General features: G+C 32.1%; 14 protein-coding genes and 1 pseudogene. 10 read left to right on the plus strand and 5 right to left on the minus strand.

Annotated features, from left to right (window positions below; all coding sequences use genetic code 11):
• The first annotated feature begins 58 nt into the window (after positions 1–58).
• The 5 genes from B2G86_RS06505 to B2G86_RS06525 all read left to right on the plus strand — a co-directional run bounded on the left by B2G86_RS06505 (position 59) and on the right by B2G86_RS06525 (position 5,355).
• Complete coding sequence (locus B2G86_RS06505) at positions 59–1,633, plus strand: Gldg family protein (protein WP_078357320.1); 1,575 nt, start codon at positions 59–61, stop codon at positions 1,631–1,633.
• Positions 1,634–2,410: 777 nt separating this feature from the next.
• Positions 2,411–3,931: an acetaldehyde dehydrogenase ExaC gene (gene exaC, locus B2G86_RS06510; protein WP_078357321.1), complete on the plus strand. Its 1,521-nt coding sequence runs from the start codon at positions 2,411–2,413 to the stop codon at positions 3,929–3,931.
• Positions 3,932–4,264 carry a DUF779 domain-containing protein gene (locus B2G86_RS06515; protein WP_078357322.1) on the plus strand — a complete coding sequence of 111 codons (333 nt, stop codon included), beginning with the start codon at positions 3,932–3,934 and terminating at the stop codon, positions 4,262–4,264.
• Between the two features lie 68 nt (positions 4,265–4,332).
• The gene (locus tag B2G86_RS06520) at positions 4,333–4,872 is read left to right on the plus strand and encodes a GNAT family N-acetyltransferase (RefSeq protein ID WP_078357323.1); all 540 of its coding nucleotides are present in this window, start codon (positions 4,333–4,335) and stop codon (positions 4,870–4,872) included.
• Between the two features lie 12 nt (positions 4,873–4,884).
• Complete coding sequence (locus tag B2G86_RS06525; protein WP_078357324.1) at positions 4,885–5,355, plus strand: 2-thiouracil desulfurase family protein; 471 nt, start codon at positions 4,885–4,887, stop codon at positions 5,353–5,355.
• Here B2G86_RS06525 and B2G86_RS06530 read toward each other — a convergent pair.
• Positions 5,330–5,899 (minus strand): LOG family protein, encoded by a 570-nt coding sequence (locus B2G86_RS06530; RefSeq protein ID WP_078357325.1) that lies wholly within the window; start codon positions 5,897–5,899, stop codon positions 5,330–5,332. The genes B2G86_RS06525 and B2G86_RS06530 overlap by 26 nt on opposite strands.
• Positions 5,900–5,976: 77 nt before the next feature.
• On the opposite strand from B2G86_RS06530, the gene B2G86_RS06535 reads away from it, so the two are divergent.
• On the plus strand, positions 5,977–6,231 hold the full coding sequence (locus B2G86_RS06535) for a hypothetical protein (RefSeq protein ID WP_078357326.1): 255 nt from the start codon (positions 5,977–5,979) through the stop codon (positions 6,229–6,231).
• A gap of 106 nt (positions 6,232–6,337) precedes the next feature.
• Here B2G86_RS06535 and B2G86_RS06540 read toward each other — a convergent pair whose 3' ends face one another.
• From B2G86_RS06540 to B2G86_RS06550, 3 genes and pseudogenes are all read right to left on the minus strand, one after another.
• Positions 6,338–6,778: a YaiI/YqxD family protein gene (locus B2G86_RS06540; protein ID WP_078357421.1), complete on the minus strand. Its 441-nt coding sequence runs from the start codon at positions 6,776–6,778 to the stop codon at positions 6,338–6,340.
• A gap of 254 nt (positions 6,779–7,032) precedes the next feature.
• Positions 7,033–7,614, minus strand: a pseudogene (locus B2G86_RS06545) (hypothetical protein); the annotation flags it as partial.
• Between the two features lie 84 nt (positions 7,615–7,698).
• A complete protein-coding gene (locus B2G86_RS06550; protein ID WP_078357327.1) occupies positions 7,699–8,544 on the minus strand; it encodes an undecaprenyl-diphosphate phosphatase in 846 nt (281 codons plus the stop codon).
• 160 nt (positions 8,545–8,704) lie between these two features.
• On the opposite strand from B2G86_RS06550, the gene B2G86_RS06555 reads away from it, so the two are divergent.
• The gene (locus tag B2G86_RS06555; RefSeq protein WP_078357328.1) at positions 8,705–10,318 is read left to right on the plus strand and encodes an ABC transporter ATP-binding protein/permease; all 1,614 of its coding nucleotides are present in this window, start codon (positions 8,705–8,707) and stop codon (positions 10,316–10,318) included.
• Entirely contained in the window at positions 10,315–11,982 is a 1,668-nt protein-coding gene (gene cydC, locus B2G86_RS06560; RefSeq protein WP_078357329.1) for a thiol reductant ABC exporter subunit CydC, read from the plus strand. The genes B2G86_RS06555 and cydC overlap by 4 nt, the downstream gene beginning before the upstream one ends.
• Before the next feature lie 35 nt (positions 11,983–12,017).
• Here cydC and B2G86_RS06565 read toward each other — a convergent pair whose 3' ends face one another.
• On the minus strand, positions 12,018–12,464 hold the full coding sequence (locus tag B2G86_RS06565; protein ID WP_078357330.1) for a MarR family winged helix-turn-helix transcriptional regulator: 447 nt from the start codon (positions 12,462–12,464) through the stop codon (positions 12,018–12,020).
• Between the two features lie 202 nt (positions 12,465–12,666).
• On the opposite strand from B2G86_RS06565, the gene B2G86_RS06570 reads away from it, so the two are divergent.
• A complete protein-coding gene (locus B2G86_RS06570; protein ID WP_078357331.1) occupies positions 12,667–13,596 on the plus strand; it encodes a CobW family GTP-binding protein in 930 nt (309 codons plus the stop codon).
• 11 nt (positions 13,597–13,607) lie between these two features.
• Positions 13,608–14,516 (plus strand): aldo/keto reductase, encoded by a 909-nt coding sequence (locus B2G86_RS06575; protein ID WP_078357332.1) that lies wholly within the window; start codon positions 13,608–13,610, stop codon positions 14,514–14,516.
• Positions 14,517–14,764 lie beyond the last annotated feature (248 nt).

Here is a 14,764-nt window from a genome sequence, read left to right on the forward strand (position 1 = left end):
AACAAACCTCTAACATAATGAGTTGTTAGGGGTTTGTTTTATACATAAGGAGATTATAATGAAATCAAAAATCATCATGATTAGTTTAATAGGATTAATGGCATTTGTAATAGTTGGTTGTTCAAATAATGTTAGTGAAGACAAAGGAAAAGATGGAAAAATAGTTCTATCACCAAACAGTGATGATATAAAGGGTAAAGTACTTTTTGATAGTGCTCACGGTCAAACTGCAGGCAGTGCAGATTGGGTTATTAATGGTGGGTTTTCTGATTTTGCAGAAGCATTGACGAAAGAGAACTATGAAGTGTCAGACTTAGGATTTAATCAATTATTAGAATATAACAAAATGAAAAATTATGACTTAGTTGTAATACCTGAAGCAAATAATCCTCTTAAAGCAAGTGAACAAGATGCTATTGAGCAATATGTGAAGTCTGGTGGAAGCATTTTGATGGTTAGTGATCATTATAATGCTGATCGAAACTTTAATCGATATGACTCATCTGAAGTAATGAATGGCTATAGAAGAGGGGCTTTTGATAATCCTACAAAAGGTATGACTTCTGAAGAAAGTGCTTCTGAAAAAATGAATGGCGTTGAAAGTAGAGACTTTTTAAATGAAGTATTTGGTTTAAGATTCAGATATAATGCTTTAGGAAATATAAAAGTAGATGATTTAGCTGATGAAAAAGATAGCTTTGGAATTACAAAAGGTGTTAATGCGGTATCGATGCATGCGGGATCTACCATTGCAATTACGGATCCTAATAAAGCAAAAGGTATAGCATTTGTTCCAAATTTATCGAAAGATGATGCATGGAATCACGCAGTCGACCAAGGTATTTATAATGGCGGCGGAAAAGATGAAGGTGCGTATATAGCAATTAGTAAAGCTGGAGAAGGTAAAGGTGCATTTATTGGGGATTCTTCCATGGTAGAAGACAAATCACCAAAGTACAAACGTGAAGACAACGGTGAAACTAAGAAAACATATGATGGCTTTAAAGAAGAAGATAATCAAAAAATGATAATGCAAATTGTTGAATGGTTAAATAACAAAGAAGATAATAAAGATTTTTCTTCAATGGATATACAACTAGATGACAAGACACCATTATTAAATTTTGAAGAACCTGAAAATAGTAGTGAAGCTGAGAAAGAACCTTGGGGAACACCAAAGCAAGGTTATAAATGGTTTGATGCTTCCACATATGCATCAGGCAGTTATGGCGCTACTGATGAAAAACAAAGTAACAAATCAAATAGTGACAGTAAAGATTCATCAACAAGTAGTGATAGTAATAATCAAGGGGATCAAGGAAATCAAAGTGAATTCGATATGCCAACATCTGTTCAAAAACAAGAGAAATTCGAAATAACAGTACATGTAGACGAATCAAAATTAGTTAATCAAAAATTTCAATTATCTATTAAGAATAAAGATGGACAAGAAGTTGGGATGTTTAATGGACAAGCACCAGGCGTATCTGATTCAGTAAATCCTAAAATTAATAACGGTGTAACAGATTGGTATTTCAAAACTAAAATCGCCAATGAAGCTGATAATGAAGTAGACGTTGAAGTCTTATCAGGTGGAAACGTTATAGCTAAGACAACAATGCAAGTAGAATGAAAGACACCTATAAAGTTGAATTTAAATCCAACTTTATAGGTGTCTTTTTATGTTTGAAAGTGGAATAAGTGGAAATGTAATGAATATGAGGGAGATTAAAGTGACCGAATGTTGCTAGTCGAGGTCAACAAGCTAAATAGTGGGGCTGAATGTTGCAAGACAGGTGCGACTAGCAACATAGAGCGTCTGAATATTGCAAGACAGTGTCGACTAGCAACATAGAGTGGCTGAATATTGCAAGACAAGGCAAACATGATAAATAGAGCGACTGAATATTGCAAGACAGGTCAGACTAGCAACATAGAGCCCTTGAACTTATCAAGACTGGCCCAACATGATAAATAGAGCCCTTGAACTTATCAAGACTGGCCCAACATGATAAATAGAGCCCTTGAACTTATCAAGACTGGCCCAACATGATAAATAGAGCCCTTGAACTTATCAAGACTGGCCCAACATGATAAATAGAGCCCTTGAACTTATCAAGACTGGCACAACATGATAAATAGAGCCCTTGAACTTATCAAGACTGGCCCAACATGATAAATAGAGCCCTTGAACTTATCAAGACGAGCCCAACATGATAAATAGCACGTCTGAATTTATCAAATCTCATCTCCCAATATCATATTTCAAATAATTATCTGAAATGTGTACAGTGATATTTGTAACTATTTATATAATTTTGTATTAATATTATAAAATGCTTTTTAGTTGATGAAAGCGCTTGCGTCAATTAAAATTAATATGTAATCAATTTAAGGGAGGCGTTTTAATATGGCTTTTGAATATCCAACTGCAACAAATGCAAAATACAAAGTAAAAGATAAGTATCAAAACTTTATTGGTGGTAAATGGGTTGATCCAAAAAACGGTGAGTATTTTGATAATGGATCTCCGGTAACTGGTGAAGTTTATGCTAAAATGCCGCGTTCAACTAAAGAAGATGTAGATGAAGCGGTAAAGGCAGCACATAAAGCACAAGTTGAGTGGGCTAAAAAGTCACCTGCTGAACATTCGCAATTACTCTTAGATATAGCAGATCGTATAGAAGAAAATTTAGAAGAACTAGCTGTAATTGAAACATTTGATAATGGTAAACCGATTAGAGAATGTCTAGCAGCAGATTTACCATTAGTTGTAGATCATTTTAGATATTTCGCTGGTGTAGTGAGAGCAGAAGAAGGATCAATTTCACAAATTGATAATGATACTGTAGCTTATCATTTTAAAGAACCAATCGGAGTAGTTGGTCAAATTATTCCGTGGAACTTCCCATTATTAATGGCAACATGGAAATTGGCGCCAGCAATCGTAACGGGTAATGCTGTTGTTCTTAAACCAGCTGAACAAACGCCTGTATCTATTCTTCATTTAATGGAATTAATTCAAGATATATTACCTGAAGGGTTAATAAACGTAGTAAATGGCTTTGGTGCAGAAGCTGGTCAAGCTTTAGCAACTCATGAAGATATTAATAAGGTAGCATTTACTGGCGAAACAACTACAGGTCGTATTATCATGCAAAATGCAAGTCAAAACTTAATTCCTGTAACGCTAGAATTGGGTGGTAAGTCACCAAATATCTTTTTCAAAGACATTATGGATGAAGATGATGACTTCTTAGATAAAGCTGTTGAAGGTTTAGTCATGTTCGCATTAAACCAAGGTGAAGTATGTACATGTCCTTCTAGAGCATTAGTTCATGAAGATATTTACGAAAAATTTATCGAAAAATGTATAGCACGTGTAAAACAAATTAAAACAGGTAATCCACTTGATACTGAAACAATGCTTGGTGCACAAACTTCTCAAGAACAATCTGAAAAAATTAAAAGTTATTTAGATATTGGTAAACAAGAAGGTGCAGAAGTATTAGTTGGTGGTAACGTTCGTGAAGAATCTGGAGATTTAGAAAATGGATTCTATATTGAACCAACAATATTTAAAGGTACTCAAGATATGAGGATTTTCCAAGAAGAAATATTTGGACCAGTCTTATCATTAGCTACTTTCAAAGATGACGACGAAGCATTAGAAATGGCAAATGATACTTTATATGGATTAGGTGCAGGTATTTGGACAAGAAACCAAAATAAAGCTTATCGTTTTGGTAGAGGTATCCAAGCAGGTCGTGTATGGGTAAATAACTACCATACTTATCCAGCACATGCGGCATTTGGAGGATACAAAATGAGTGGTATTGGCCGTGAAAACCATAAAATGATGTTAGATCATTATCAACAAACTAAAAACTTACTCGTTAGTTATGACGAGAAGCCAGCAGGACTGTTCTAAATGACTGAACAAGTCACTGCTACAGAAAAAGCCAAATCACTCATTAGAGATTTAAAAAAGACACATGGTGAAAATCTTATTTTTCATCAATCAGGTGGATGCTGTGATGGTAGCTCTCCAATGTTATTCGTTGAAGGAACATTGATTATTGGAGATGTAGATGTGAAGTTAGGTGAAATTGAAGGTGTACCTTTCTATATGAACAAGAAGCAATACGAATATTGGAAACATACTAACTTAGAGTTAGATGTTGTAGATGGTAAAGGTGGAATGTTTAGTATAGAAGGCCCAACTGGTAAGAGATTTCACATTAGAAGTTCAGTAAGGTCATAATTTTTAGAAGGATGTGCTAAAATAATAGTACATCCTTTTTTTAATTTGATAAAGGTTGGGTGAAGAAAATGAGTTATTACATTGAAACAAAACGTTTAATACTAAGAAATTGGAAAGACGAGGATGTAGCTAAATTTCAAAGCATGAATGCAAATCCCGAAGTGAGAAGATACTTTCCAGATATACTAAGTTATGATGCAACTAAAAATGTTGTTGATCAAATGAAAGCGATTATTGACCAACATGAGATTGGTTTATTTGCTGTGGAATTAAAAGAAACAAAGTCTTTCATAGGTATGGTAGGGCTTAACTATATACCAGAGGGTAGTGAATTGAGTTTTCCTGAGTTGCCTTTTTATGAAATTGGATGGCGAATTGATAAAGATGTTTGGGGAAATGGTTTGGCAACTGAAGCGGCAGAAGCTGTCTTAACCTACGCAAAAGAACAAGGTATTGATGAAGTTTATAGCTTTACATCTGAAATTAATAAACCTTCTAGAAGAGTGATGGAAAAGTTAGAAATGGAGCATATTAGAGATTTCTTACATCCTAAAGTAGTACATGATGAACGATTAGCGGCTCACGTTTTATATCATAAAGTGTTATAAGGAGAAGATTATATGATCGTTATTAGTGCATGCTTAGTAGGTGAACAAGTAAGATACGACGGCAATCATAAATTAGATATATTTTATAAGAATTTAATAGATGAAAAAAAGGCGATAAGTATTTGTCCGGAAATACTAGGCGGACTTCAAGTGCCGAGAGAGCCTGCAGAGATTACTGGAGGAGATGGCTATGATGTCTGGAATAATCAAGCTAAGGTTATGACAGTAACTGGCCAAGATGTTACGCATCAGTTTAAAGAAGGCGCCAAAAGAGCACTTTCCATAATAAAGGACTTAGATGCCCAAACAGTAATATTAAAAAGTGATAGTCCATCGTGTGGATCAACTGTCGTTTACGATGGAACATTTAAAGGAATTAAAAAAGAAGGTGTCGGTGTAACGACAGCCCTCTTTAAATTAAATGCTATTGAAGTTTATGATGAAAAATCATTTCATGCTACTTTTGATAATCACGAAGTTTAACAGGTTGAGCAACTTTCATTGAATCAAACATGCTTTGAATATCATCTTTAATAATAGCTAAATTTTTATAGTCTTTACTAACAAATCCAGTAGAAACCAAGTGTTCAATCATTGAGGATAAAGGATTGAAAAATTGTTTAATGTTCAATGCGGCAATAGGTTTATGATGTAAACCTATTTGCGACCAAGTATATATTTCGAAAAATTCTTCTAATGAACCCGCTCCACCCGGTAACATGACAAATGCATCAGCCATATCAGACATCATTTGTTTTCTTTCATGCATCGTTTCCACAACATGATATTCAGTTAAGTTTTCATGTGCTATTTCACGTTCTCCTAAAAATCTAGGCATTATACCAATTGCAATCCCATCATGGTCTAATACACCATTTGCTACAGCACCCATCATTCCAGTCGAACCAGCTCCATAAATTAATTCATATTTATTTTCTGCTAAGTATTTACCTAACGCATAAGCTTGTTCTGTGAAGATAGGGTCGTTACCTTTACTAGCTCCACAAAATACAGCAATTCTTTTCATATATATTACTCCTTTCACATATGTAGTATAATGATTTTAAATAGAGAATTCCATTTATTTTAAAGGGGGTCTATCAAGTGGACGTATTTCTAATGGTAGTACTTATCGTGCTCATTTCAACTACAGCCGGACTTGTCAAAAATCATCAATCGAAAGCAGTTAAAATCGAAAAAATTAAATCACAACGAGTTAAGGATGAATTAGAACTAGAAAAAATAAAACATGAAAATTATTTATTAGAAACAGACAAAATGCGTATAGAACTAGAACAAATGAAAAATACTGATAATATTAATTTAGAGAAAGCTAAGAGCCAGCTCATAGAAAGATAAAGTACATAATATATTAAGTTGTAATGAGCTAGTTCACAAAGTCTTGCCCGTTAGTCGGGAAAAGCTTCATCTATAAAATAAGACAATGTCACAAACTGACATTGTCTTATTTTATGAGGTTAGTTAGAAATTCCGAAAAAACTAAATGATCTTCTTGGGTAAGTTTTTTTGGTCCTTTTGTTCTACCACCTTGTTGTCGTACTTGTGCTGAAACATGTCTTTGTGTTAACAACTGTTCTATATTGTTTGTTGTGTATTCATAACCTTTATGATGAATAACGTGTTGGGCTTTATTTAATATAAGGCTCGCAAGTCCATAATCTTGTGTGACAACGATGTCGCTTGATTTTGTTAGTTTAACAATCCTAAAGTCAGCACTGTCTACACCATGATCTACATAAGTGGTTGTGACATTTTCAGGGTATTCTTTTAAAGAGAAATGGTTAACACTTCTTATTATCAGAACGGAGATGTCTGTATCTTGAGTTATACGTATGACATCATCCGTAACTGGACATGCATCCCCATCTATAATGATTCGATTAATCATTTATTGCGACGTAAATTTTTTTTAGATTTTTTATGTTCAACTGTATGTTCGTCATATGGAAACTGATCGATATGTTGTTCCATTGATATTTTATGTTGATTAAATAGTTTGTGGCTTGATTTTTCTTTTTTCTCATTTCTAACTCGTTCGTTAACTAATTCTTGAATATTCGGCTTAGCTTGTTTTGAGCTGACATCAGCTAATGATTTTGGTTGAGTGCTTTCAGAAGATTTCTGTTTGTTTTCTTTTTCTTGATACTTTTTGATTTCTTTAATGCGTTGTTCTTTGTTTTCAGCTTCTAACTTTTGCTCTTCTTCTTCACGTGCTTCGATATTATCTTGTAGCTTCTTATCTAGCTTAGATACATCTTTTTTGTTTTCTTTTTCAAGCTTTTCGCCTTTTTTCGCTTGTTTCTTTTCAAGCTTTTGATAATATTCTAGTTCTTTAATACGGTCTTTTTTGTTTTCTTTACGCGCTTTTTCTTCTTCTTTATGTCGTTCATCAATATTTTTTTGTAGTTTTTTATCTAGGTGGTCAATTTGTTTTTGCAATTCTTTTTCCTCTTTCTTTTCTTCTTTAAATGGTTGTTTCATTTGTTTGTTATAGTCGTGTAAACGTTTCTTTTGGACAACATAAGATTTAACAGGTTGTGATTTTTCCGCAACTTTATCTTTTGTTTCAATCGTTTTATCTTTAACTTTATGAGAAAGGTCAACTGTTGTTTCAGTTACGTTTTTCACATCTGGGTGTTCTTTGATTTTTTTACGTTCTTTAATTAATGGTACTAGTACTAATGGTAGTGTATTGACGATTAATTTTACTTTATCATTCATGAGTCATTCCTCCGTATTAATTTCTAATTATATATCTTATTTAAATACCCTTTAACAACGACTTCAAACTGTAGTTTCTAAGTATTAACCAATGTTTTGGCCAATACCGAAACCGAAATAAGCAATAGCTATAATGATAACTAAGATAATTCGATAAATAGCAAAGGGTATTAATTTGACACGATTGATAAGTTTTAAGAATAATTTGATAGATATAAGACCAAATATAAATGATGCTATAAAGCCAACAACATAAAATGGTATTTGGTCTAAAGTGATAAATTGTATATTACCTAAAAGTGCTTTTGCACTGGCAGCAAACATAATTGGAACTGCCATAATAAATGTAAAGTCAGAAGCTGCTTTATGATCTAATTTTAAAAATACACCTGTTGAAATTGTAGAACCTGAACGGCTAAATCCTGGCCATAAAGCAATCGCTTGTGATAAACCAATAACAAACGCTTTTGGATAGTTCATATCGTCTACTTTATGTGGATTTGGAACGCGCTTAGAATAAATATCTGCTCCAATCATATAGATAGCACCTAGCAATAAACCAATTAAAACGGTTGGAACGCTAAATAAATGCTCCTCTATAAAATCATCAAATAATAAACCAAGTATTCCAGCTGGTACTAAACCAACAATAATGTGTGATAACTTTAAACGATGTTTCTTCTGTTCATTCTTTTTAATATGTAACATTTCTATATATCGACTTCTAAATATCCATGCTGCTGCAAGAATAGAGCCTAATTGAATGACAACTTTAAATGTAAATGCAGATTCACTTCCGAGAAATGATGTAGACTTTAACCACATATCATCTACTAATATTTGATGACCTGTAGATGAAACTGGTGCAAACTCCGTTAAGCCTTCTACAATACCTAAAATTATTGCTTTTATTAATTCGGTTATAATCATATTTTAGCTCCTCAAATTTTCTGAAAGTCTGTGGTTATTAGTAGACAATCACTGTATCATTATTGTACCAAATATTACATAATAATATGTGAATAATTAATAATACATTTTAGTTTATTTTTTAATTAAAGACGTTATAATAGAAAAAGGTGGTGAGATTGTGAAAGAATTAACAAAGTACAGTATGCAGTATAAACGCTTGCAAATTTTTATGTTTTTAGCATCATTATTACTTAGTTTAACTGTCATATTTCAAAATATATATTTAGGAAAAATTATAAATCAAATGCTCGTTGTTAAATCAAAGTATGAGCAGCTTTACTTATGGCTAGCGATATTATTAGTTGTGCTGTTATTAAGAGCATGCTTTAACTATTTGAATCAATTATCCGGTCAGAAACTTTCTTTTAAAGTTAAAAAAGATGTAAGAAATAAATTGATGGATAAAGATACAAAACGATCAAAAGTCACAATATTAACAGAAGTAGTTGAAGGTATACATCCATTTTATGAATCCTATTTGCCTCAAGTCTTTAAATCAACCATTATCCCAATTGTTATTATTATCACTTTATTTTTCATACATTGGCCGGCCGCTGTAATTATGATGATTACTGCACCGTTCATTCCATTGTTTTATATTGTGTTTGGTTTAAGAACACGTGATAAAGCGAAAGATCAAATGCAATCTTTAGACCGTTTTGCAAGTGAGTTCATAGATTTAACGAAAGGACTCGTTTCATTAAAACTATTTAATAGAACAAATCAAACGACTGAAAAAATTCACAAATCTAGTACTTCATTTAGAGATTTAACGATGGAAATTTTAAAGAGTGCTTTTTTATCTGGATTAATGTTGGAATTTATTTCAATGCTAGGTATAGGTATTGTTGCATTAGAGGTAGGTTTGAGACTCATCGTATTCCATGATGTATCATTTGTTGTAGCAATTACGACATTATTATTAGCACCTGAATTTTATAATGCTATTAAAGATTTAGGACAGGCATTTCACACTGGTAAACAAAGTGAAGGCTATATAGAAATGATAGAAGAAATGAATAACGAAGAACAAACGAAACAATCATCTATTCAAATTAATCCAAATATGGACAATCAAGATATTATTCAATTTAACAATGTATCTTTTTCTTACCCTAAGCGTGACGATTTTTCTTTTGAAAATATTAACTTAAATATAAAAGAAAATAGTCATACTGCAATTATAGGTCCGAGTGGTGCAGGTAAATCGACATTGATTAAATTGTTATTAAATGAATTGAGTCCCAAAAAAGGTGACATCAGTTATAAGAAACCTTTAAAAATTGGTTATCTGTCCCAAAGACCTTACATTTTTAGCGCTTCTTTACAAGAAAATGTCACGATGTTCCTAAAATATGATGAGCATCATGTATTAAATGTATTAGATGAAGTGGGTCTTACGGAAAAAGTGTCTCAATTATCTAAAGGTATCAATACAATGATAGGTGATGGATACGAATTGTTATCTGGTGGAGAAATGAGAAGAATAGAACTTGCAAGATTGCTATTGCTTAATCCAGACGTTGTTATTTTTGATGAACCTACTACAGGGCTAGATATAAAAACAGAGCAGCTTATTGTTGATTCAGTTAATCAATTTGCACATGAAAAAACAGTTATAACAATAGCACATAGAAAAGCAGTTCTGAAATATGCCACTCACTATATCGAAGTACTTAATGGAGAGGTTGATGAAATAGATTTGCCTAGAAAAGGTGGTGTCATACAATGAAAAGATTATCTATAAAATTTGATAAAGATTTCTATCTATCTATTATAATAGGTGTCTTTGGTATGTTGACCGCCTTAGGTATGTTTGCGTTAAGTGGTTATATGATTTCTAAAAGTGCACTTGGAACACCACTATATGCTTTAATGATTTTAATCGTAACGATTAAATTATTTGGTTTAGTTAGAGCGATAACTAGGTATTTCGAAAGATTATATTCACATAGATCTACTTTTACAATGTTAAAAGATATACGGGTAGAATTATTTAATCATTTAATACCAATCGTTCCAAACGTGTTTAGAAGATATCGTTCAAGTGACTTGCTTACTCAAATGGTTAATAATGTCGAGCGATTACAAAATATATTACTAAGAGTGTATTATCCACCAATTGTCATTATTTTAACTACTGTAATCACGATTTTAGTTATGATTAATTTCAACATTTATGCCGGTATCATCATTGGTATATCAATGTTTATTTCAGTTATTTTAATACCATATTTATCAGCAAAAAGAGCAAATATTCTCGCGGTGCAAGTTCAACAAAGTGAAGAGGACTATGTAGCAGAATATTTTGATTTCGAAAATGGTCGTTCAGAATTAAAAAGATTTCAGCAATTTTTACCTTTTAAAGAAAAAGTATTAAATAAACAAAATCAATATGAAGCGAAAAAATATAAAGAACAGAAATTTTTAAGTACGTACGATTTTATGTTGAACTTATCTTCAATGGTAAGTATATGGTGTATGACCATCTTATGCATATGGCAAATTCAAGATGGCGTATTAAATGCTGTATTCTTTGCAAGTATATTAATGATTACAATAACATTATTTGAACAAGCAATTCCTATGACGAACGTTGCATTTTATAAAGCAGATACAGAAAGAAGTCTTCAAAGTATCGAAGAAGTCATTAATCAATCATTTGATGAAACAGATGAAAGTTCAGTAGTAAATAAAGCTTTATTCAATGCTGAAAATTTAACTTTTAAATATGATTTTCAAGAAAGACCAACTTTAAAAAATATAGACTTTAATATCCAAAAAGGACAACATGTTGCAATCATTGGTCCATCAGGTTCAGGTAAAACAACATTGCTCAATTTATTAATGGGATTATATAGTGCGAATCAAGGTACATTATCTTATAACGGAGCATTATTATCACGAATAAATAAAGAAGAATATGTAGACGAAATCAATACAATGTTGCAACATAATCATTATTTTGAAGGCACAGTGAGAGAGAATTTATTAAATGAAGCTGAAGATAAAGAAATGAAACAAGCATTATCAACAGTAAACTTAAGCTATTTAGATTTAGACCAACATTTAATACAAAATGCAGAAAATATCTCTGGAGGAGAAAGACAACGGTTATCAATGGCAAGATTACTATTAAGAAGTGCACAAATCTGGATGCTTGATGAACCAACAGCATCATTAGATGAACAGAATGAAGAGAACATTATGAATGTATTATTAAATAAAGAAGATACAATTATCATTGTTACGCATAACTTAAAATATTTACAAAACTTCGATCATATTATTGTCATGAATGAAGGAGAGATTCTAGAGCAAGGTGGTTATGAAACATTGATAGAAGACCGAGGATATTTGTATGATGTAATCCATTATAATGAGCAGTTAGTGTGAAATGAGAAAACCCAAGACATTATGTCCTGGGTTTTCTATTTCTCATGATTAATTTTATCTACATTATTTATCAATTTTTGTAATAAGCTATTGAGTTGCTTTGTTTCTTCATCATTTAATTCAGATACATCTTGAATAAGTTGAGATGCTTGGTGTAAATGTTGTTTCATTTGTTTGCTTTTCTCTGTTAAATGAACAAACACTTCTCTTTGATCTAATTCAGAACGTTCACGTTTAATGAGGTCTAAATTTTCCATTCTTTTTAATAGAGGGGATACTGTTCCTGTATCTAAGGCTAAGTCAGTTACTAGCTTTTTGACATTGACTGGTTCGGTTTCCCATAAAACGGTTAGTACTAAATACTGTGGATAAGTAATGTTGTACTCTTTGAAAATTTTGTTTGAATAATAACGATTGACTTGTCGCTGTGCATTATACAAATTAAAACACAATTGGTTATGGATATTTAAATTATCCGCCATAATCTTTCCCCCAAACTACAAATACAATGGTTCATATTTTTATAAGCTTCCTATTCATTATATAATGAATAAATTTAGTTTGTAAATATGTTTAAAAATATGTGGATTAAATGTACTAATTATAAGGTGGAACAACGTATAAATTTGAAGTCTTTGTAGTTTATTAGGTTATATCATATAATTACAGAAAGGTGGTTTGAACATGAGTCAAAGAAATGAAAATAAAAACAAAATGGCTGTTACAATTTTGACGGGATTTTTAGGAAGTGGTAAAACAACTTTACTTCAAAGGTTGATTTTAAAAGCGAAAGATTCTGGACAAAAAGTCGCAATTATTATGAATGAATTTGGTTCTTTTGATGTCGATAGTAAATTGTTAGGTGATGATGTTTCTACTCAAAGCTTATTAAATGGCTGTATATGTTGTTCATTAAAAGATGATATTGAAGTAGTCTTACATAATTTATATCATAAAGAGAATCCTGATTTAGTATTAATTGAAGCTACTGGAATTGCGCATCCTGTTGAGGTGGTAGATGCATGTCAAAATCCAACTTTAATTGATAAAGTTGAAATGCCCTCAATTATCGGCGTGATGGATGGTAAAAGATACTTAGAACGAACACGATATACTAAACAAACGAAACATTTAATGGAAGAGCAAATGTTGTATTCGCATATTGTCGTTATAAATAAATCTGATGCGTTATCAGCAAATGAAAGAGAAGAACTAGAACAATCTTTGCTATCTTTTAAGCATCCACCTAAACTTCACTTTACGAATTACTCGAATATAGATGGAATTGAAATACCTGTGAATGAAGTGTTATCTATTGAAGGTAAACATAGTCATCATCACGGTATTCAGTCAATGAACTATACATTTAGTGGACCAATAGATATGCAATTATTAATTCAGTTTTTGAGACAGTTACCTGATTCTATACTTAGAATAAAGGGATTTCTTAAATTTGATGAAGAACCAGAACAAACCTATTTATTTCAATATGCATTTGGGGTTCCTCAATACGAACCAGAAATAATGAATATGCCTTTAACTATTGTCATAATAGGAGAAGAGCTAGATAAAGCGCATTTACGTAATAAATTAGATATGTTGAATTTTTCATAGGAGATGATGGGATGGAACGTATTCGTATAAATAAACATGTTAGTTATTCAAGAATTGTACATGGATTTTGGAGATTAAATGAATGGGGATATAGTAATCAGCAGTTGAATGATTTTTTACATGAAATTGTAGATAGAGGTATCACGACGATGGACCATGCAGATATTTATGGTAACTATACGTGTGAATCTTTATTTGGTGATGCACTAGCCCTAACACCGAATTTAAGAGAGAAACTTGAAATTGTTACTAAATGTGGCATTATTTTGCCGAATGAAAATAAACCTAAAAACACAGGACATCGATATGATCAAAGTTATGAACATATTATTGAATCGGTTGATCAATCTCTATTAAATCTAAAAACAGACTATATAGATACATTACTTATACATCGTCCATCACCATTAATGGACCCAGATGAAATGACAAGAGCAGTAATGCATCTAGTAGATCAAGGTAAAATTAAAGCATTTGGCGTTTCTAATTTTAAATGTAATCAATATGAGTTGTTAAATGAAAGTCTGAAAAAAGAAATGTCACATATCTCAGTCAATCAAGTAGAAGTATCGCCATATCAACTAGAAAATATAGAAGATTGTACATTAAATAGAATGCTTCAACATGACGTTAAAGTGATGGCGTGGAGCCCATTAGCAGGTGGTAAAATATTTGATGCTAACGACGAAAAATCTAGACGCATATTAGAGGTTATACAACCATTAGCTTCCAAATATAATGTGAGTGTTAGTACAGTAGTATATAGTTGGTTATTAAAATTACCATCAAACGTAATGCCTATTGTAGGATCAAGCAAAATAGATAGAGTAGATGAAGCGGTTAAAGCAACTAAGTTACAACTAACTGACCAAGAATGGTTTGATATATACGTCGCTTCACGTGGCGAAGATATATTATAGTTTTTTTTATAGAGTTAGAGGTACTGTAAGGGACAAAATTACGGTAAGAGGTGTCGTTAGGGACATAATTCTGAGAAATGTCCGTAAGAGGTAGTGTAAGGGACATAATTCTGAGAAATGTCCGTAAGAGGTAGTGTAAGGGACAAAATTCTGAGAAATGTCCGTAAGAGGTAGTGTTAGGGACATAATTCTGAGAAATGTCCGTAAGAGGTGTCGTTAGGGACATAATTCTGAGAAATGTCCGTAAG

This window comes from Mammaliicoccus fleurettii (genome assembly GCF_002018435.1).
Taxonomy (GTDB): domain Bacteria; phylum Bacillota; class Bacilli; order Staphylococcales; family Staphylococcaceae; genus Mammaliicoccus; species Mammaliicoccus fleurettii.